The organism is Flavobacterium sp. CR10 (assembly GCF_055814415.1).
The window spans coordinates 1,317,359-1,337,616 of record NZ_CP185985.1 but is presented as its reverse complement, the minus strand read 5'-3'; the positions used below and the strand labels follow the sequence as shown (position 1 = coordinate 1,337,616).

Genomic DNA, 20,258 nt, shown 5'->3' with positions numbered 1-20,258 from the left:
CTTTTAGAGAGCATTAAATAAAAGTCCTAAAATTAATTTTGTCTAATAAATTTTGAATTAAAATGAATAAGACAAAATACTGCTTTAGTTTACTATTTTTATTTACAATATTCGCTTGTGGAAATAAAGACAACACAGTCTATGATAAAGAAACTCAATCAAAAATTGCGAAACCTACCAAATCTGAAAATCAAGTTACAGACAACGAAAGTGTTCCTACAGAAGATTTATGGGAAAACTGGAATCCAAAAATCGAAGCTTATTTCATGAAAAAATTGAAAAACAGTTTAACGCAAAAAGGAATTAAAGACGAAGATGCTTTAAAATTTGCAGAATGTTCAATTTCAAAAATGAAAGAACAAAATCTAAAACCTAAAGCTGTTCGAGATTCTAAAAATGCTGGAAAATTATTATCAATATCGGTTAGCTGTTCACAAAAAATCGAGAAAAAATAGTTTTAAAACCTCTAATAAGAATCTTATCGTATTAGTAATTTGACTTTTACTGGTAATTTAAAAAAGACTTCAAAATACATTTGCAAAAAAATTAAAAGCCCGGATTTCTAATTTCAAATCTAGGAAAATTAATAAAATTATAAAAAATGAACAAATTTTTAAATTACATCACTATTGCATTAATTGCCGTTTCATTATTTTCATGTAAAAAGAAAAATGAATGGACGTCAGAAGTAGAAAAAGAATTTAAAGAAGGCATGAAAGAAAGCATGCTGAAAAAAGCAAACGGTGTACTATCTGAAGAGCAAGTTGTTTTTATAACCGATTGTACAGTTGAAGGCATAAAAAAACAAGGTATAAAACCTTACGATGTTGAAAAGCCCGAAAATTCAGCATTCTTAATAGAAAAAACTAAAGAATGCACACAACAATTGATGACCAATAGCACAACTAAAGAAAATAGTTGGAATGATAAAAATGAAGAACATTTCAAATCTATCTTAAAAGAAACCTTCATTAAAAGTGGAGCAAATAGTAAAGACGCCACTTTTTTAGCTGAATGCGCTATCACTAGTTTTAAAGAAAAAAACATAAGTCCTGCTGATTTAGAAGATCCTAAAAATGGTAATTTAATCCAGAAAATTGGTCTTTCTTGTCGACAGGAATTAGTTAAAAAGAAATAACGCTAAAATGCACAAATTTCTAAAACCTATTTGTTTTTTGTTTTTAATAGCAGCTGCATTTTCTTGCTTAGATAAAAAAACGAAACAAACAGAAATCAAAAATTTATCTCAGTCAAGTATAGATCTGGATAGTACTTGGAGTAATGAAAATGAACAAAACTTTAAAGCAACTTTAAAAAACAATTTTGTTCGAAAAGGAATGTCAAATAAACAAGCTTCAAACTTTGCAGATTGCGCAGTTGCCAAAATGAAAGAACAAAATCTGAAACCTAAAGATTTGCAAAACTCGAGGTATTCTAAACAAATTCTTGATATTTCTGTAAGTTGTGCAAATGATGCAACTTCTAAATAGTTTTTAAAAATGAATAAAATTATAAATTATCTAAGTATTCTAATTATAGTCTTCACATTATTTTCATGTAAAGAAAAAAATGAATGGACACCAGAAATTGAAACAAATTTTAAAGAGCAAGTTAAACAAGTCGTGCTGAAAAACTGGAAATATTCAACAGAAAAGGACGCTGATTATGTAACGAACTGTATTGTAGAAAAATATAAAGCAAGAGGTCTAAAACCTTACGGCGAAAACTCAGAAGGTGTATTAGAAATTACTAAAATCGGCAAAGAATGTTTACAGCAATGGCATAGAGATAATGATATTAAATCTTCTGAGTTAGATAGTTGGAATTTTAAATCCGAAGTATTTATCAAATTAAACTTAACAAAAATCTACCTCAAGATAGGTTTGAAAACAAAAGATATTGATACTCTATCTGATTGTATCATTACTAAAATGAAAACACAAAATTTAAAGCCTAGCGATATAAATAACGCTACAAAAGCGAAAAATATACTTAAAATTGAAAAAAGTTGCGCTCAAGAACTTGATTTGATTGAAAACAAATAATTTTAATCAAAAAAACCGTAATTACATTCCTGTAATTACGGTTTTCTCTTTATAACAATTTTAATTAATCTCTCAATTATACCAAACCTGCTTTAATTAAATATTCAGCGATTTGGATTGTGTTTGTTGCCGCTCCTTTTCTTAAGTTATCAGCAACAATCCACATGTTTAATGTATTTGGCTGGCTTTCGTCACGACGAATTCTTCCTACAAAAACATCATTTTTACCTTCCGCATACAATGGCATTGGGTAAGTAAATGTATCTAAATTATCTTGTACCACTACTCCATCAGTATTATGTAAGATTTCACGAACTTCATTTACATTAAAATCATTTGTAAACTCAACATTTACTGCTTCACTGTGTCCGCCTACAACTGGTACACGAACAGCAGTAGCCGTAACTCTAATAGTATTATCGCCTAAGATTTTTTGAGTTTCGCGAACTAATTTCATTTCTTCTTTAGTGTACCCGTTTTCTTCAAAACTATCACAATGTGGAATTGCATTTCTATGAATTGGATATTTGTAAGCCATATCACCTTGAATTCCTGCGTATTCGTTTTCTAATTGTTTTACCGCTTTAACACCAGTTCCTGTGATAGATTGGTAAGTAGAAACAATGATTCTTTTAATGTTATATTTTTTATGCAAAGGAGCCAAAGTCATTACCATTTGAATAGTAGAACAGTTTGGGTTTGCAATAATTTTATCTTCTTTAGTCAAAACATCAGCATTGATTTCTGGAACTACCAATTTTTTAGTAGGATCCATTCTCCATGCAGAAGAGTTGTCGATAACAGTTGTTCCAGCAGCAGCAAATTTTGGCGCCCATTCTAATGAAGTATCTCCTCCAGCAGAGAAAACAGCAATATCAGCTTTCATATCAACAGCTGTTTGCAATCCTACTACTTTATATTTGGTTCCTTTGTATTCAATTTCTTTTCCAACTGATCTTTCTGATGCAACAGGAATTAATTCTGTAACAGGAAAATTTCTTTCTGCTAAAACTTTAAGCATTACTTCGCCTACCATTCCAGTAGCGCCTACAACTGCAATTCTCATTTTTATATTTTTAAATAATCAATTAATCTAATTTGTTACGCAAAAGTAAGTATAATAAAAGTCTCCACAAGGCGATTCACAAAAAATAACAAATTGTTACAAAATAAACATTTTGTAAAAAAACCGCCTCTTTAGAAGGCGGTTAAATTAGACTTAGTGTAGCGGTATTATATTTTTATTTATTTTTCAATAAATCTCTAATCTGTGTCAATAATTCTTCTTGAGTTGGTCCAGCTGGAGGCGGCGGTGCAACATCTTTCTTTTTCGCGTGATTCATAGCCTTAATTATCAGAAACAAAACAAAAGCCACAATTATAAAATTAATTACTGCGGATATAAATACTCCGTACTTTACACCTCCAAAAGCAGTTAATTGTTCAATAGTCGATAAATGTGCAGCATCTAAAGCTGGTTTCAACAGCAATGGCGTGATTACATCTTCAATAAATGAGCTGACAATTTTACCAAAAGCAGCTCCAATGATCACCCCGACAGCCAGGTCAACCACGTTGCCTTTCATTGCAAATTCCTTAAATTCTGAAAAAAATCCCATATCGTATCTGTTTATATTTATAATTAAGCAATATCGAAAATACGCATTTTTATTGAAAATTCTTAATGTTATCTAAAAAATACCCTCTTAACACGTTGCGAAATACTCGTCATTATCTCATACGGAATTGTTTTTAAGGCCACTGCCATCTCTATTACTGTTGGACTTTCGCCAAAAATAATTACCGAATCTCCTTCTTTGCAATCAATATGGCTTACATTGACCATCAGCATATCCATGCAGACACTTCCCACGATTTTTGCTTTCTGATTTTTAATAGTTACATAGCCGACTTCATTACCCCATAATCTCGAAATTCCGTCTGCATAACCAATGGGAATTGTAGCAATTTTGGTTTCTTTATCGGCCATAAAACGACGTCCGTACCCTACGCTATCGCCTGCAGGAATTGTTCTAATTTGAGAAATTATAGATTTCAAAGTTCCAACATTCTCTAAATATTTTTGTTCTGCAGGATCATTTGAAACTCCGTATAATCCAATTCCTAAACGAACCATATTATATTGCGAATCAGGAAAATTACTAATTCCTGAAGTATTCAAAGTATGTCGGATTGGATTAATGTTTAACTCTGACATTAATTTTGAAGACAGTTTTTCGAACAAAGCAATCTGCTGTCTCACAAAATCAAAATGTTTCGGATCATCGCTTGTCGCCAAATGCGATAAAATACTCTGAACACGAACTGTCGAATTGCCTTTTAAAGTCGCAATCAGTTCATCGATTGTATTGTTTTCAAAACCTAAACGATGCATTCCCGTATCCATCTTGATATGAATCGGATAATCTTTTAAGTTTTTTTCTCGGGCAATTTTCAAAAAGGCATTCAATCCTTTCAAACTATAAATTTCAGGTTCTAACTGATATTGAATCATAGATGGAAAACTCGTCGATTCTGGATTCAAAACCATAATTGGCACTTTTATGCCACCATTTTTTAGCGATATTCCTTCATCGGCGAAAGCCACACCCAAATAATCTACTTTATGATGTTCTAGAAGTTTAGCAATTTCTAAACCTCCGTTTCCGTAACCAAATGCTTTTACCATAACCATCATTTTGACACTTGGCGCCAACTTTGATTTATAGTAATTAAAATTATGGCTTATAGCATCGAGATTAATCTCTAAAATTGTCTCATGCGTTTTTTCTTCCAACAGCGAAACGATTTCTTCAAACTCAAAAGATCTTGCTCCTTTTATCAAAATCGTTTCATTGTGAAAATTAAAATTATCAATTGCTGCAATAAAATTGGCTGTATCTTCAAACATGGTACTATTTGGAAACTTAGCTGCAAATGAAGAAATCGTTGGGCCGATACCAATAACACGGTTTATTTTATTATCTGAAATTAACTGGGCAACTTTAGAATATAATTCTTCATTTGTAAAGCCGCTCTGAAAAATATCTGATAAAATAACGGTTTTTGAAGCGCCTTTTTTCTTTTGGCTTTCTAAGAAATCCAAAGCAATTTTAAGAGACTGAAAATCCGAACTGTAACTGTCATCAATAATACTGCAATTGTTTATTCCGTTTTTTACTTCCAAACGCATTCGAACTGGATACAGCATCTGAATTCGATTCTGAATCGTTTCCTGATCATAATCAAAATGCAGTAAAACCAATAGACATGAAATCGTATTTTCTATAGAAGCCGAATCGTTAAACGGAATTTCTAAATTGAAAGTTTCATTTTTGAATTGATATTGTATGAAAGTGTGATCGTTTTTATGCTCTCTTTTTTCAATAAAAACATCTGCATTTTTATCTGTAAAACTCCATGAAAAAAGTTTTCGAGGATGCACCATATATTCTGCTGCAAACTGAGTCAGGCACGATTCTACAATATCTGTTTTTTGATAGATGATTATCGGACAGTCTTTAAACAAAAGCAATTTTTCGTCGATCTTCTGCACTAAATTCAAAAACCCTTCATCATGTGCACTTCCGATATTGGTAAGCACGCCTATTGTTGGTTTGATTATTTTTTCAAGGTGAACCATTTCGTTAACTGTCGAAATTCCAGCTTCGAAAATGCCTAAATTATGTTTTTCATTAATCCCAATTACCGAAAGCGGAACTCCAACTTGAGAATTATAGCTTTTTGGACTTCTAATAATATTATAGTCAGGGCTCAACAAGAAATTAAGCCATTCTTTTACAATTGTTTTACCGTTGCTACCTGTTAACCCAATAACTGGGAAATGGAAAAGACTTCTGTAATACGCGGCAAATTCCTGAAGTGCAAGAAGCGTATTTTCTACCACCAAAAAATTAGCTTTATCAGCATAACCCTCTGGAATATATTGAACAACAAAATTCTGAACGTTATTTTCTATTAAATCGGGAATAAAGGAATGAGCATCGTTGTTAACACCGGCCAGAGCAAAGAATAATGTTTTAGATCCGTTTTGAAGTGAACGGCTATCAATTGAAATATGATCGATTAAAACATCAGCATTTGAGCCAGTCCATTTGGCGTTTAATACTGAAAGCAGGCTTTTTATATTTATGCTCATTTAGAAATTTCTTTTTTTCAAATTTAAAAAAAGGTTTGCCACTAATTTCCCAAATTTTCACAAATTAATGTCGTGCAGATTTAAAAAGATGCATGCAGTTTTTTTTATTAATTAAATTGGCTTAAATCTGCAGAATCTGCATGAAACACTAAAAAAATTAGTCACAGATTAAAAGATTATCGCTGATTTTAATTCTGAAATCTGCAGCAAAAAAATAATTCGTATGAATTAGTGTAATTCGTGGCAGAAAACATTTATTGAGTATATTTGTTTTTAGACCACAAATTTGCATGTTTTGAAAAAATTACTTCCACTCTTCTCCTATATTTTACATCCGATTTTTATATCGCTATATGCCACTTTGTTTTACTTATTTTACAAAGATGATGTTTTCAGTACGAACGAAAAGTATTTTGTTTTAATTCAGATTTTAGTAATTAATATAGTCGTCCCTGTTTTATTTTATTTACTTCTAAAATCGACTGGACATGTAAAATCGATAATGCTGAGCCAGACATCAGAACGAACCATTCCGCTCATCTTGCAATGTTTTTTATATATTCTATTGGTAAAAAGAAGCATCATAATCACTCGTTACCCAGAGCTTCATTTCTTCTTCCTTGCTGCTTTATTTAGCACTATTTTGGCATTAGTATGCGTGTTATTTAAAACAAAAGCGAGTTTGCACATGGTTGCTATTTCAGGTTTAACGATTTTTGTTATCGGACTAAACATTCATCTTCAGTTGCATAATCCGTATTGGCCAGCTTTGCTTATTTTATTGTCGGGAATTGTAGCTTCTTCCCGTTTAGAAATGAATGCTCATACTTCTAGGGAAATATTAATTGGATTATTTATTGGAATAATGCCGCAACTTTTATTTTTATATCTGTGGTTATAAAATATAAAAAATCAGTCCTGCATTTAAGGTTTTCATATTAATTTTTTCGCCATTCAAAGTGGTCGCTGACTTAAACAAAGGGCTTAAGCTATAATACACATAAAGGTTCCATGTATTGTACCCTGCCGAAATGTAAGGGCCATACTGAAATTTATTAATGTCTGCGTTATTCTTGATTTTATATGTTTTCTCACCATCATTAAGAGTAGAAGCATTCGAAAAAACATAACTCAGTTTTACTCCACCATAAATACGCCAGAATTTAGTGCTTTCGTAAGTCGAATTACGCCATCTAAATTCGATTGGAAGATCTACAGAATATTGCCTATAACGATTGGAAACAAATTCTCCGTAACTGTTAACCCCATATATTATAGATCCCGAGCCGTCTTCAGAAATAGTAAGATTCTGGTAATAATTTTGATAACTCAAACCTAAACCTGCCGCAATTGCAACAGTTCTGGATTTATTAACGGGCATATCGCGCAAAAAACCTCCCGAAAGTCCAAGAGAAAACTTGTTTTGTTTAAAATCAATGGGAATATCGGTAAACATATTATAAGTAACCGAAAAATAAAATTGGTCTTCTCGATACAGAGAATCTATTTTTATAACTGGTTTTATTTCAGGCTTAACGTCTTCTTGCGCAAAAGAGTCAAAAAAAGTGAGCAGAAATAAGCAGCCAAAAATAAATCGCATATCGTAATTTTAGTTTTAAAAGAGATAATTATAAATAAACGTACTTCGAAGCTTATTTATTTCACTTACAAATATAATATAATGCTTTCTGTAGTAAAGATAAGAAGTGAAAATATTCTCGTTTTGACTGCGAATAAAATTAATTGCTGCATTATTTTCAATAAATCAATACGTTGAAACAAAAAATTAATCAATTTTGTTTTTATCTTTTATACCTTTGCAGAGCATGAAAAGAAAGCAGCTCATATTAAGTTTATCTTTTGCTGTAACAATATTGTTCTCGATATTGTTTCAGTCAATACATAGCTATGAGCATATTGTAAAACAGCTTTCAGAAAAACAATGCCATCATAATTACAATGATCCGAGCGGAGAAATAACGCACCAGCATCATGATTATGACGTTTGTTTTGTTTGCCATTTTGCTTTTGAATCTTTTATTCTTCCGCAAAATTTCTCTTTTGAGTTTCATTCATTTGATAAAGAAACGCCTTATTTCTTCCCGTTTTCAGAGAAGATTTTTTCAATCTCAAACACTTCGTATTTCTTACGAGGACCTCCTGCAGCTATAGTTTCTTAAGTTTCGATTATTCGAAAAAAAATACATTTCTTTCAATTCAAATTCAAAAAACATTGAGTTTCCTAATCCTATTTTCATCAATTAGGATCAGAATGCTTTATTGTACGTTTTTGGTTTTCATTCGAAGAAAAAATTCCATTTAACTATAGCATCATTTTCAAATGAAAAAATTTATAATTGCCCTTATTTTAGGGTTTTCGGGCGTACTTACTGCTCAAAATTCGGTTTCGGGAACTGTAACCGATAATCAAAATAATCCATTGCCAGGAGTTTCTGTTTATGCTCCAGAATTACATAAAGGAACAACTACAGACGCAAACGGAAAATACGAATTGAATAATCTTCCAAACGGAAGTCTTCGCATTGCTTTTACATATGTTGGATATGCCAATCAAAATAAAACTATTGCAAAATTGCTTAAGCAAAACACATTGGACATTGCTCTTGAAGAATCTATTTTAGAAATGGATGAAGTTGTGGTTTCGACTCCTTTCAACAAATTGCAATCGCAAAACGTAATGAAAATTGAGCACGAAAGCATTAAAACACTACAGCAAAAAGGAACCTCAACTTTGATTGAAGGTTTGGCGACAATTCCAGGAGTTTCTCAGATTTCGACGGGAACTTCTATCGGAAAACCTGTAATTCGCGGACTTAGCGGTAATCGTGTTTTAGTGTATTCTCAAGGTGTTCGTATCGAAAATCAACAGTTTGGAGACGAGCATGGTTTAGGTTTAAATGATGCGGGAATTGAAAGCGTTGAAGTTATCAAGGGCCCTGCTTCTTTATTGTATGGTTCTGATGCATTAGGTGGAGTTTTATACTTTAATCCTGAAAAGTTTGCTGATGCGGGCGATTTTAAAGCTAATTTCAGCCAAAAATATTTTACCAATACACAAGGAAGCAATTCTTCTATTGGATTAAAAACTTCTACTGATAATTGGAAATTCTTAGCTCGCGGAAGCTATAACACACATTCTGATTATAAAATTTCAGGTGGCGACCGCGTTACAAACTCTCGTTATAATGAAACAGATTTTAAAACTGGTATTGGCTACAGCAATTCAAGCTTCTCAAGTGTTTTAAGATACAACTATAACAAACTGGATATTGGAATTCCAGAAGACGGAATTGCAGAACAATCTTCAAGTAAAGACACTCAATTTCCGAGACAGGGAATTTTCAATCATTTATTGAGTTTAAACAATGTTATCTTTTTTGAAAATTCAAAATTGGATGTTGATTTAGGTTATATCGCCAATGATAGAAGCGAATTTGAAGACAGCAATGAGGCTTCTCTTCACATGAAATTGAATACATTCAATTATAATGCTAAATATCATTTCCCGAAATTCGGAAAAATTGAAACTATTTTGGGAGTTCAGGGAATGCATCAAACAAACAAAAATTCTGGTGAAGAATATTTAATTCCAGATGCCACAACGAACGATTTCGGCGTTTTTGGAACTGCAAATTACGAATGGGACAACAGCGTTATTCAAGCAGGATTGCGTTTTGACAACCGAAATATTACTTCGATCGCTCACGGAATTGAAGGTGAAGAAGGCTATTTTCAAGCTTTAGACCGATCTTTTGACAGCTTTAATGCTTCTTTGGGGTATAAAACCAAATTTGCAGAACCTTTAACTTTCCGTTTGAATGTTGCGACAGGGTTTAGAGCACCAAACTTAGCTGAATTGACTTCAAACGGTGTTCACGAAGGAACAAATCGTTACGAAATTGGAAATGCAAATCTGAAAACAGAACAAAACGTTCAGACCGATTTAAATTTAGAATACAAAAATTCACACTTCGAATTTTTCGTAAACGGATTCTACAATCACGTAAACAATTATATCTATACTTCGCCAACCGGAGAAGTTCGAGATGATAATGATGTTTTTGCCTATGTTCAAGATAACGCTCAATTGTACGGAGGTGAAGTTGGTTTGCACTTTCACCCGCATCCGTTAGATTGGTTACATTTTGAAACTAGTTTTGAAACGGTTACTGGTAAAAAAGATAACAAAGATTATTTGCCTCTAATTCCTGCAAACAATTGGAACAATACTTTGAGAACTGAATTTAATATCAAAAATTGGTTGAGCGAAGGTTTTGCTTCTCTTAATGTTTCTTCAACTTTCAATCAAGATAATGTAAGTGGTTTCGAAACAGCTTCTAAAGGTTATACTTTGGTAAATTTAGGTTTTGGCGGAACCGTTAAACTAGGAAAAACAGCTTTTGATATTAACTTAAACGGAAACAATTTATTTGATAAAAAATATATTGCGCACCTTTCTAGATTAAAAACAGATGGTATTCCAAACATTGGAAGAAATATCGTTTTGGGAGTTAACTTTAATTTATAATTTTTACTTAACCGCAAAGAACGCAATCCCGATAGCTATCGGGATTGCGTTCTTTGCGGTTAATAACACAACAATCTCACAGAAAGTGCTATTTTTGTTACAACAGATAAAAACTAACTATGAAAAAAACATTTTTATTAATGGCAATTACAACCGCAGGAATTTCGTTTGGACAAGGCAAAATGCAATATCCGCAAACTAAAAAAGGAGAAACTGTTGATGTTTACTTTGACACCAAAGTAAGCGATCCGTACCGTTGGTTAGAAGATGATAAATCTGCTGAAACTGGCGCTTGGGTAAAAGCTGAAAATGAAGTTACTTACGCTTATTTAGATAAAATTCCGTTTCGTGAAGAACTTAAAAAGAGAATGGAAAAACTTTGGAACTACGAAAAAATTGGAGCTCCATTCAAAGAAGGAAAATTTACTTATTACTCTAAAAATAACGGTCTTCAAAATCAATCTGTTGTTTATAGAAAAGATGAAAGCGGAAAAGAAGAAATTTTCTTAGATCCAAATACTTTTTCTAAAGACGGAACAACTTCTCTTGGCGGACTTGATTTTTCTGAAGATGGAAGCAAAGCTGCTTATGCCATTTCTGAAGGAGGAAGCGACTGGAGAAAAGTAATCATCATCGATGCGCTTTCTAAGAAAGTTTTGGAAGATACTTTGGTTGACATAAAATTTAGCGGTATCTCTTGGCACGGAAATGAAGGTTTCTATTACTCTAGTTATGATAAGCCAAAAGGAAGTGAATTATCTGCTAAAACAGATCAGCACAAATTATATTTCCACAAACTAGGAACTTCTCAAAAAGACGATAAAGTAATTTTTGGAGCTGACCAGAAAAGAAGATATGTTGGTGGATATGTTACCGAAGACAATCGTTATTTGGTGATTACAGCTGCAAATTCTACTTATGGAAATGAATTATACATTAAAGATCTAACTAAAGCAAATAGCCCAATTGTTACAATCGTTGACAACTTTGATAGTGACAATAGCATCATTGACAACCAAGGAAGCAAATTGTTTATTGAAACAGATTTTAATGCTCCAAACAAACGCATTGTAACGGTTGATGCGGCAAATCCGAAACCGGAAAATTGGAAAGATTTTATTAAAGAAACCAAAGATATTTTATCGCCTTCAACTGGTGCCGGCTATTTCTTTGCCAATTATACCAAAGATGCTGTCTCATTTGTACAGCAATATGATTACAAGGGAAAATTAGTTCGCGAAATCAAACTTCCTGCAGTTGGAACTGCTGGCGGATTTAGCGGTAAAAAAGAAGATAAAATTTTATACTACAGCTTTACCAATTATACAACTCCAGGAAGCATCTATTCTTTGGAGCCAAAATCTGGTAAATCTGAAGTGTACCAAAAACCAAAAGTAGACTTTAAAAGCGAAGATTACGAGTCTAAACAAGTTTTCTACACTTCAAAGGATGGTACAAAAGTTCCGATGATTATTACGTATAAAAAAGGAACAAAACTGGATGGTAAAAACCCGACAATTCTTTACGGTTACGGCGGATTCAATATTAGTTTGACGCCAAGTTTCAGCATTGCCAATGCGGTTTGGATGGAAAACGGCGGAGTTTACGCAGTGGCCAACTTAAGAGGCGGTGGTGAGTATGGAAAAAAATGGCACGATGCAGGAACAAAACTCCAAAAACAAAATGTATTTGATGATTTTATCGCTGCTGCAGAGTATTTAATTGCACAAAAATATACCTCATCTGATTATTTGGCTATTCGCGGAGGATCTAACGGAGGATTATTGGTTGGTGCCACTATGACTCAGCGTCCAGACTTAATGAAAGTGGCTTTACCAGCAGTTGGAGTTATGGATATGCTTCGTTACAATGCGTTTACGGCAGGTGCAGGATGGGCTTTCGATTATGGAACTGCTCAAGACAGCAAAGAAATGTTCGAATATTTAAAAGGATATTCTCCTGTTCATAACGTTAAAAAAGGAACTCATTATCCAGCAACAATGGTTACTACTGGAGATCATGATGATCGTGTAGTTCCTGCACACAGTTTTAAATTCGCATCTGAATTGCAGGAAAAACAAACAGGAGAAAACCCAGTTTTAATTAGAATTGATGTAAAAGCTGGACATGGCGCAGGAAAATCTGTTGCGGCTACTATTCAAGAGAATGTAGATATTCAAGCTTTCACGCTTTACAATATGGGTTTTAAAGCCTTACCGAAAAAGTAAGACTTTAAGCTGAAATTTTTTAAGCCACGAATTCACGAATTATTTTCTGAATATCGTGGCTTTTTATTTTGCCACAGATTAAAATGATTTTAATATCTATGCGCTTACTTTAGTAATCTGTGCAAATCCTTTTAATCTGTGGCAAAAAAAGAATTCGTGGAAATTCGTGCAATTCGTGGCAAACCTTTTTTAAATTTGAGAAACCTAAAACTTACACAATGGAAATTATAAAATGGGGAATTATTGGCTGCGGGAATGTGACCGAAGTAAAAAGCGGACCTTCTTTTCAGAAAGCTCCAAACTCAGCTTTAGTCGCAGTAATGCGAAGAGATGCCGCTCTCGCTGAAGATTACGCAAAACGTCATAACGTTCCGAAATGGTATTCAAATGCTGAAGATTTAATAAATGATCCAGAAGTTGATGCTATTTATATTGCTACTCCGCCATCTTCTCATAAAGAATATACAATTTTATGTGCCAAAGCAGGAAAACCTATTTACGTTGAAAAACCAATGGCTTTGACTTTTGAGGAATGCAACGAAATGATCAGCGCTTGTAAAGAACACAATGTTCCTTTATTTGTAGCTTATTATAGAAGAGCTTTACCACGTTTTTTAAAAATAAAAGAAATTATCGATCAAGGAAAACTTGGAACTATAAGACATGTCAATTGTGTTTTGTATCATCCTTTTGAAGCACGTTATGATGACGAAATCAATCTTCCTTGGACCGTTTTACCGCATATTTCAGGAGGCGGAATCTTTGTTGATTTAGCTTGCCACACTTTAGATTTCTTAGATTTTGTTTTAGGTCCGATAAAATCAGTTCGCGGACATGCGACTTCTCAATTAATGGCTTATCCAGCCGAAGACGCTGTTTCGATGTCTTTTTTATTCGAAAACGGAATTCATGGATCTGGCATTTGGAATTTTGCAAGTTTTGAACGTTATGATAACACCGAAATTGTAGGCGATAAAGGAAAAATTTCGTTCTCCACTTTTGGAAACGATCCGTTTCACATTCAATATGCAAATGGAGAAAAAGAAACCATTACTATAGAAAACCCGCTTCACATTCAACAGCCGTTTATTGAAACTGTTATCGCTGAATTATTAGGAAATGAAGGGGTTTCTCCGTCTAAAGGAACTTCTGGCGCAAGAACCACTTGGGTTATTGATCAAGTTTTGAAAGAGTTTAGAGAGAATTCAAAGTAGTATATTGTTGAATTGCCTCCAGCTTTAGCCGGAGAAATAATTTCAAAAAAATCATAGGGCTTTAGCCAAATTAATAGTTTGGCTAAAGCCTTTTTCTATTCCCATCAATTTAAACAACCTCCAGCTAAAGCTAGAGGCAATTCATAAAAATCTAAAGACAAAAAAAGAGGATATTCTTTTAGAATATCCTCTTTTTGTAAACTAATAAACTATAAAAAACTTTGGAAAAATTATAGGCTGTATTTGATACCTAATGTTAATCCTAAACCTGAAATACCAACGTAAGAACTTAACTCGTCCATTGGCTTATCTTTATTAACACCGTTTGGATTAGTTGCTGCGTTGTTAGAATTTACATCTAATCCATCTCTATAATTAGTATGAACTTGAGCTGTGGTTCTAGAAGCTAAAGCATCTTTTCCGTTCACCGTGAATTCAGTTGTTTCCTTTGTTTTACCATGTACTGTAAAGTTACGGTACTCTAGTTCTGCAAAAGCTGAAAGATGTGAAGTAAGTTTGTAAGTAGTACCTATTGCTGCTGTAAATCCGATAGTAGGGTTTGGTTTTACTTTATCAACGCTGTGTACGTTTCCAAAAGCTACTGGAGCTCCTGTATTTGGATTAAAAGCAATTGGAGCGTAAGCATCAGAAGTGATTTCTAAATCTCCATGAATAGGAACTAAAACCCCTACTTTAGTATAAGGCTCAAAACCATGAGCTTCTCCTAAAAACATAACAATTGCAGGTGCTATATCAAAAGCTGTAATTTGACCTACAGATTTAAAACTGTATTCTCCAGATGGAGTAATTGGCGTATCTGTAGTTGTTTGTGCCATTTTTTTATCATTACTCGTGTAATAGTTTACACCCAATTCAACTCCCAAACGAGTAGAAAATCTATAACCTGCAGTAATACCAGTTCTAAAACCTTGACCAAAAGAACCAGTAATGCTTTTTTCTGAAACTAATTTTCCTCCTACAAATGTTTTATCTAACGGTGCATGTCCACTTACAGTTGGAAACTCAGTAGAAGCAGTTTGGTTAAAATATGATCCTCCTAATTTGAAATACCAGCTCTCTGGTTTCTCAGCTTTTTCTGTCTGCGCCACTGTCGCCATTGAGCAAACTAATAATCCTAATAAAAATAGGTTCTTTTTCATAATTTTGATTTATTGATTAGTACAAACATAGAATATTTCAACACATTCTTACAGTTTGTAAAGTTAGACTTGGAACGAAAACGTTGTAATTTGGCGCAATATTACTAAAAAAGTATTATGCATGCATATTTTTAACATAAAAAATTAACATCTGTTTAAATTTTAACTGTTAATTTTTTAGTTCAATTTAAAATTAATCTGCATTTTCTCCAGTTCCTGCAATAATTCAGCTGAAATTTTAACCTTCAAGCGGCGGCTAGGCATGGTTAATTTGGTTACCACTTTTATTTCTTCGACCTCGTTTACCTCTTGAATCTTTGTATCTTCCATCGCACTATCTTCATTTTCATTCTCAGCTTCAAAAACAGCATCTTCGGCTTCAAAATCGGTTGGAGTTTCTACCTCAACCAATCGTTTTATTTTCTCTAATTCCATTATTTCAAAAGTCACAGAATTCTCTCCTTTATTTTCTGCAAACAAATGGCTCAGTTTATGAATAAACTCTGGATGAAGATCTTTAATGTTCAATAATACAATCAATTTCTTGGCAAAAGCTTCCAGAATGTCCTGCAATTGGCGAATCTCCACAAACTGCATTCTAGGATCTGATTTTTTACCGGTATCATGATTTACCCATCCGTCTTTAATTAATATTTTTATAAATGCAAAATTGTTCTGAATTAAGAAATGGCGGAACTTCAAATATTCTTCTCCAAAAATCTTAAACTCATAACTCTCATCGTAACCTTCTAAATTGAAAGCGGCCCAACCTTTTCCGTTTTTAGCCACACGATGCTGAACGTTGTTGATAATTCCGGCAAACATTAGGTTTTTTCCAACATATTCGTTCATGCTTTTCAGCGCTTCTAAACGAGAATTACAGAAATATTTCATCTCAAACCTAAAATCATCGAGCGGATGGCCAGAAATATAAATTCCGACAACCTCTTTTTCTTTGGCCAATTTCTCCATTGTACTCCAGTCTTCACATGGTGGCACAACTGGCTCTGCAATTTGTACTTCACTGGTTTCTCCAAACAAACTTACTTGAGAAGAGTTTTCATTTTCCTGAAACTTAGATCCGTAACGCATTGCTTTTTCGTAGAAAGTGATTCCGTCTCCATCGTCATGGAAATATTGCGCTCTGGTTGTTCCTTCAAACGAATCGAAACCTCCTGCAAGTGCTAAATTCTCGATCGCTTTTTTGTTTGCTGCGCGAAGGTCAATTCGCTTAGCTAAATCAAAAATTGATTTATATCTTCCGTCTTTTCTGTTTTCTACAATGGTTTCAACAGCTCCTGACCCAACACCTTTGATAGCTCCCATTCCAAAACGAACCGCATAATCATCGTTTACGGTAAATTTATAGTACGACTCATTTACACATGGTCCTAAAACCTGCAATCCCATACGTTTACATTCTTCCATGAAAAACGAAACCTGTTTGATATCGTTCATGTTATTCGAAAGTACCGCTGCCATATATTCGGCAGGATAATGCGCTTTCAAATAAGCGGTTTGATACGCGATCCAAGCGTAACAAGTTGAGTGCGATTTGTTGAAGGCATAACTCGCGAAGGCTTCCCAGTCTTTCCAAATTTTTTCTAGAATCTTAGCATCGTGTCCTTTTGCGGCCGCTTGCTCAACGAACTTCGGCTTCATTTTATCTAGTACGTCTTTTTGTTTCTTACCCATCGCTTTACGCAAGACGTCGGCCTCACCCTTTGTAAATCCTGCCAAAGACTGAGACAAAAGCATTACCTGCTCTTGGTAAACTGTAATTCCGTAGGTTTCTGATAAATATTCGGCACAGGCATCTAAATCGTATTTGATTTCTTCGTCGCCATTTTTTCTTCGAACGAAAGATGGAATATACTCCAAAGGTCCCGGACGATACAAAGCGTTCATAGCAATTAAATCTCCAAAAACCGTTGGCTTCAGATCTTTCATGTATTTCTGCATCCCCGGTGACTCGTATTGGAAGATTCCAACAGTTTCACCTCTTTGGAAAAGCGCATACGTTTCTTCATCATCGATTGGGAAAGTATCTGGATTCAGCTCAATTCCTGTTCTATATTTTACCAGTTTTACGGTATCTTTTATCAGCGTAAGGGTCTTCAGACCCAAGAAGTCCATTTTCAGCAATCCAGCACTTTCTGCAACCGAGTTGTCAAACTGTGTTACATATAAATCGGAATCTTTTGCAGTCGTTACAGGAACGTAATTTGTAATATCCGACGGCGTAATAATTACCCCGCAGGCGTGGATTCCCGTGTTACGCATCGATCCTTCGAGGATTTTTGCCTGCTGAATGGTTTCTCCTGCCAAATCATCTTCATTGGCAATCGCAATTAGTTCTTTGACGTTATCAAATTCGTCCGAACGAAGGGCTTTTTTGACTTCTTCTTCACTTTCAGAAATAAAACGCGCCAAATTCCATTTTGACGGCATCATTCCCGGAATCAGTTTCGCAATTCTGTCGGCTTCAAACAATGGCAAATCCAGTACACGTGCCGTATCACGAATCGCCGATTTGGTTGCCATTTTACCATAAGTGATAATCTGCGCCACCTGTTTTTGACCGTATTTGTTGATTACGTATTCCATGACACGTCCACGACCCTCGTCATCAAAGTCGATATCAATATCGGGCATCGATACACGGTCAGGATTTAGGAAACGCTCAAAAAGTAAGTCGTATTTAATTGGGTCAATATTGGTAATTCCGAGACAGTATGCAACGGCTGAACCCGCTGCAGATCCACGACCCGGACCAACCGAAACGTCCATTTTTCTTGCCTCGGCAATGAAATCTTGTACAATCAAAAAGTAACCTGGATAACCTGAGTTTGAAATTGTCATTAACTCAAAATCAAGACGTTCTTGAATCGATTCGGTAATTTCACCATATCTTCTTTTGGCACCTTCCATAGTAAGGTGTCGCAAATAAGCATTTTCACCTCGAACACCATTGTCTTTTTCATCTTCAGGATCAACAAATTCGTCTGGAATTTCGAATTTCGGAAGCAATACATCTCGATATAATGAATATCCTTCGACCTTATCAATAATTTCCTGAATGTTGATAATCGCTTCTGGCAAATCAGCAAAAAGCTTTTTCATCTCGTCTTGCGACTTGAAGTAATATTCTTGATTTGGAAGTCCGTAGCGGTAACCACGTCCACGTCCAATAGGCGTTGCCTGCTTTTCACCATCTTTTACACAGAGTAAAATATCGTGAGCATTGGCATCTTCTTTATTTAAATAATAAGTATTATTGGTTGCAATTAATTTGACATCGTGTTTTTTTGAAAACTCAATCAGGGTTTTGTTGACACGATTTTCATCTTCCTGATTGTGGCGCATTACTTCCAGATAGAAATCTTCGCCAAATTGTTCTTTCCACCAAATTAAAGCTTCTTCAGCTTGATTTTCACCGATGTTCAAGATTTTACTCGGAATTTCTCCATATAAATTCCCAGACAAAACCATGATATCGCCTTTGTATTGCTCGACAATTGTGCGGTCAATTCTCGGAACATAATAAAATCCGTCTGTATAGGCAATCGAAGCCATTTTAGCCAAATTGTGATAACCGGCTTTGTTTTTAGCCATTAAAACAACTTGATAACCGTTGTCTTTTTTGCTTTTATCTAAGTGATTTTCACAGATATTAAATTCACAGCCTACTATTGGTTTTACTTCGGTTTCTGTTGGTTCTTCTCCAGCTTCAACCAAAGCTTTATTTTTTCCAGAAGCCGCTTTATTGTGGTTCATAACAGCGCTCACGAAATGGAAAGCTCCCATCATGTTTCCAGTATCCGTCATCGCAACAGCCGGCATTCCGTTTTTTGCTGCCGCTGCTACAATATTTCCAATTCCGATAGTAGATTGAAGAACCGAAAACTGTGTATGATTATGTAAATGTGCAAATTTTGCAGCTTTAAAATCAGCCTTATCTTCTTCTGAGACAATAGTTTCTTTGCCTTCTCCAGCTAAAGCTTTAAGCTGTTCTCTGATTTTATCAGAAGCCGCTTTTAAGTTGATATGTTTTAAGCCAATTAACTTAAATGGCTCTGGGTTTCTTTCCTGAAAATCTTTGAAATATTCTTTTGGAACGTCAAGCTCTTCTTTGGTGAAAACCTCTCTTCTAACCAATTCCAAGAAACAACGCGTAGTTGCCTCAACGTCTGCAGTTGCGTTGTGCGCTTCCGCGAAAGGAACGCTGAATAAATATTCGTGAAGCTCGGTCAAAGTTGGCAATTTGAATTTTCCTCCACGACCTCCTGGAAGTTGTAATAACGAAGCAGTAACTTCGGTACAAGTATCCAAAACTGGCATTGAACTCATTTGAGATTCCACTCCCATTCTATGGAATTCGGCTCCCATAATATTCACGTCGAATCCTAAATTCTGTCCAACGATATATTTGGTTTTGCTTAAAGCAATATTGAATTTCTCTAAAACTTCGGCCAAAGTGATTCCATCGGCTTCAGCCAATTCAGTTGAGATTCCGTGAATACGTTCAGCATCATACGGAATGTTAAATCCTTCTGGTTTTACCAAATAATCCTGATGCTCAATAAGCTGTCCCATTTCGTCATGCAACTGCCAAGCAATTTGTATACAGCGAGGCCAGTTATCAGAATCGGTTATTGGGGCATCCCAGCGTTTTGGTAATCCGGTTGTTTCGGTATCGAATATTAAATACATAGAGTTGTAAAAAGTCAAATTTTAAATTGCTTCGCCAGTTCGCTTCGCTCGTGTCCAAAATTTCATATCTTTCACATTGTAAATTACTGACAACATGAAACATAGCAAAATGCGTAATGAAAAATGGAAGGAATTCAAATTTACACTTTTTTTAGGGAAATAAAGAAGCTAAAGTTGTTAACAAAAACGT

The 20,258-nt window shown here is 34.5% G+C and carries 15 protein-coding genes; 9 read left to right on the top strand and 6 right to left on the bottom strand.

The features are described 5' to 3' along the window. The first annotated feature begins 62 nt into the window (after positions 1–62). From ACNRYB_RS06110 to ACNRYB_RS06095, 4 genes are all read left to right on the top strand, one after another. Positions 63–455 (top strand): hypothetical protein, encoded by a 393-nt coding sequence (locus ACNRYB_RS06110; RefSeq protein WP_473729530.1) that lies wholly within the window; start codon positions 63–65, stop codon positions 453–455. A 146-nt stretch (positions 456–601) separates the two neighbouring features. Continuing rightward, positions 602–1,138, top strand: a complete 537-nt coding sequence (locus ACNRYB_RS06105; protein ID WP_473729529.1) for a hypothetical protein — start codon at positions 602–604, stop codon at positions 1,136–1,138. 37 nt (positions 1,139–1,175) lie between these two features. Further along, a complete protein-coding gene (locus ACNRYB_RS06100; protein ID WP_473729528.1) occupies positions 1,176–1,490 on the top strand; it encodes a hypothetical protein in 315 nt (104 codons plus the stop codon). A 9-nt stretch (positions 1,491–1,499) separates the two neighbouring features. After that, complete coding sequence (locus ACNRYB_RS06095; protein WP_473729527.1) at positions 1,500–2,045, top strand: hypothetical protein; 546 nt, start codon at positions 1,500–1,502, stop codon at positions 2,043–2,045. A 76-nt stretch (positions 2,046–2,121) separates the two neighbouring features. On the opposite strand, the gene ACNRYB_RS06090 is transcribed toward ACNRYB_RS06095, so the two are convergent. The 3 genes from ACNRYB_RS06090 to ACNRYB_RS06080 all read right to left on the bottom strand — a co-directional run bounded on the left by ACNRYB_RS06090 (position 2,122) and on the right by ACNRYB_RS06080 (position 6,204). Next, entirely contained in the window at positions 2,122–3,111 is a 990-nt protein-coding gene (locus ACNRYB_RS06090) for an aspartate-semialdehyde dehydrogenase (RefSeq protein WP_263523968.1), read from the bottom strand. A 175-nt stretch (positions 3,112–3,286) separates the two neighbouring features. Then, complete coding sequence (mscL, locus tag ACNRYB_RS06085; RefSeq protein WP_111286112.1) at positions 3,287–3,664, bottom strand: large conductance mechanosensitive channel protein MscL; 378 nt, start codon at positions 3,662–3,664, stop codon at positions 3,287–3,289. A 68-nt stretch (positions 3,665–3,732) separates the two neighbouring features. Further along, the gene (locus ACNRYB_RS06080) at positions 3,733–6,204 is read right to left on the bottom strand and encodes a bifunctional UDP-N-acetylmuramoyl-tripeptide:D-alanyl-D-alanine ligase/alanine racemase (protein WP_473729526.1); all 2,472 of its coding nucleotides are present in this window, start codon (positions 6,202–6,204) and stop codon (positions 3,733–3,735) included. A 295-nt stretch (positions 6,205–6,499) separates the two neighbouring features. Here ACNRYB_RS06080 and ACNRYB_RS06075 point away from each other — a divergent pair, with 295 nt between their 5' ends. Then, entirely contained in the window at positions 6,500–7,105 is a 606-nt protein-coding gene (locus tag ACNRYB_RS06075) for a hypothetical protein (RefSeq protein WP_242502479.1), read from the top strand. Here the strand turns inward: ACNRYB_RS06075 and ACNRYB_RS06070 are convergent. Then, positions 7,100–7,804 (bottom strand): porin family protein, encoded by a 705-nt coding sequence (locus ACNRYB_RS06070; RefSeq protein WP_473729525.1) that lies wholly within the window; start codon positions 7,802–7,804, stop codon positions 7,100–7,102. The two genes, ACNRYB_RS06075 and ACNRYB_RS06070, sit on opposite strands and share 6 nt — an antisense overlap. A 226-nt stretch (positions 7,805–8,030) precedes the next feature. On the opposite strand from ACNRYB_RS06070, the gene ACNRYB_RS06065 reads away from it, so the two are divergent. The 4 genes from ACNRYB_RS06065 (at position 8,031) to ACNRYB_RS06050 (ending at position 14,195) form a co-directional block, all read left to right on the top strand. Then, positions 8,031–8,384 (top strand): hypothetical protein, encoded by a 354-nt coding sequence (locus ACNRYB_RS06065; RefSeq protein ID WP_165352407.1) that lies wholly within the window; start codon positions 8,031–8,033, stop codon positions 8,382–8,384. 161 nt (positions 8,385–8,545) lie between these two features. After that, a complete protein-coding gene (locus tag ACNRYB_RS06060; RefSeq protein WP_473729524.1) occupies positions 8,546–10,753 on the top strand; it encodes a TonB-dependent receptor in 2,208 nt (735 codons plus the stop codon). Between the two features lie 119 nt (positions 10,754–10,872). Further along, positions 10,873–12,981, top strand: coding sequence for a prolyl oligopeptidase family serine peptidase (locus ACNRYB_RS06055; protein WP_129746015.1), 2,109 nt, complete (start codon positions 10,873–10,875; stop codon positions 12,979–12,981). A gap of 218 nt (positions 12,982–13,199) precedes the next feature. Continuing rightward, on the top strand, positions 13,200–14,195 hold the full coding sequence (locus ACNRYB_RS06050; RefSeq protein ID WP_473729523.1) for a Gfo/Idh/MocA family protein: 996 nt from the start codon (positions 13,200–13,202) through the stop codon (positions 14,193–14,195). 230 nt (positions 14,196–14,425) lie between these two features. Here ACNRYB_RS06050 and ACNRYB_RS06045 read toward each other — a convergent pair whose 3' ends face one another. Both ACNRYB_RS06045 and dnaE read right to left on the bottom strand, forming a co-directional pair. Continuing rightward, positions 14,426–15,355: an outer membrane beta-barrel protein gene (locus tag ACNRYB_RS06045; RefSeq protein WP_473729522.1), complete on the bottom strand. Its 930-nt coding sequence runs from the start codon at positions 15,353–15,355 to the stop codon at positions 14,426–14,428. 177 nt (positions 15,356–15,532) lie between these two features. After that, a complete protein-coding gene (gene dnaE, locus ACNRYB_RS06040) occupies positions 15,533–20,068 on the bottom strand; it encodes a DNA polymerase III subunit alpha (protein ID WP_473729521.1) in 4,536 nt (1,511 codons plus the stop codon). Positions 20,069–20,258: the final 190 nt, after the last annotated feature.

Bases quoted from the DNA above. Each gene is read 5' to 3' on its own strand.
- ACNRYB_RS06095 (WP_473729527.1), top strand. From the start codon at position 1,500: ATGAATAAAATTATAAATTATCTAAGTATTCTAATTATAGTCTTCACA.
- ACNRYB_RS06045 (WP_473729522.1), bottom strand. From the start codon at position 15,355: ATGAAAAAGAACCTATTTTTATTAGGATTATTAGTTTGCTCAATGGCG.
- ACNRYB_RS06110 (WP_473729530.1), top strand. From the start codon at position 63: ATGAATAAGACAAAATACTGCTTTAGTTTACTATTTTTATTTACAATA.
- ACNRYB_RS06060 (WP_473729524.1), top strand. From the start codon at position 8,546: ATGAAAAAATTTATAATTGCCCTTATTTTAGGGTTTTCGGGCGTACTT.
- ACNRYB_RS06050 (WP_473729523.1), top strand. From the start codon at position 13,200: ATGGAAATTATAAAATGGGGAATTATTGGCTGCGGGAATGTGACCGAA.
- ACNRYB_RS06080 (WP_473729526.1), bottom strand. From the start codon at position 6,204: ATGAGCATAAATATAAAAAGCCTGCTTTCAGTATTAAACGCCAAATGG.
- mscL (WP_111286112.1), bottom strand. From the start codon at position 3,664: ATGGGATTTTTTTCAGAATTTAAGGAATTTGCAATGAAAGGCAACGTG.
- ACNRYB_RS06090 (WP_263523968.1), bottom strand. From the start codon at position 3,111: ATGAGAATTGCAGTTGTAGGCGCTACTGGAATGGTAGGCGAAGTAATG.
- ACNRYB_RS06105 (WP_473729529.1), top strand. From the start codon at position 602: ATGAACAAATTTTTAAATTACATCACTATTGCATTAATTGCCGTTTCA.
- ACNRYB_RS06065 (WP_165352407.1), top strand. From the start codon at position 8,031: ATGAAAAGAAAGCAGCTCATATTAAGTTTATCTTTTGCTGTAACAATA.
- ACNRYB_RS06070 (WP_473729525.1), bottom strand. From the start codon at position 7,804: ATGCGATTTATTTTTGGCTGCTTATTTCTGCTCACTTTTTTTGACTCT.
- dnaE (WP_473729521.1), bottom strand. From the start codon at position 20,068: ATGTATTTAATATTCGATACCGAAACAACCGGATTACCAAAACGCTGG.
- ACNRYB_RS06055 (WP_129746015.1), top strand. From the start codon at position 10,873: ATGAAAAAAACATTTTTATTAATGGCAATTACAACCGCAGGAATTTCG.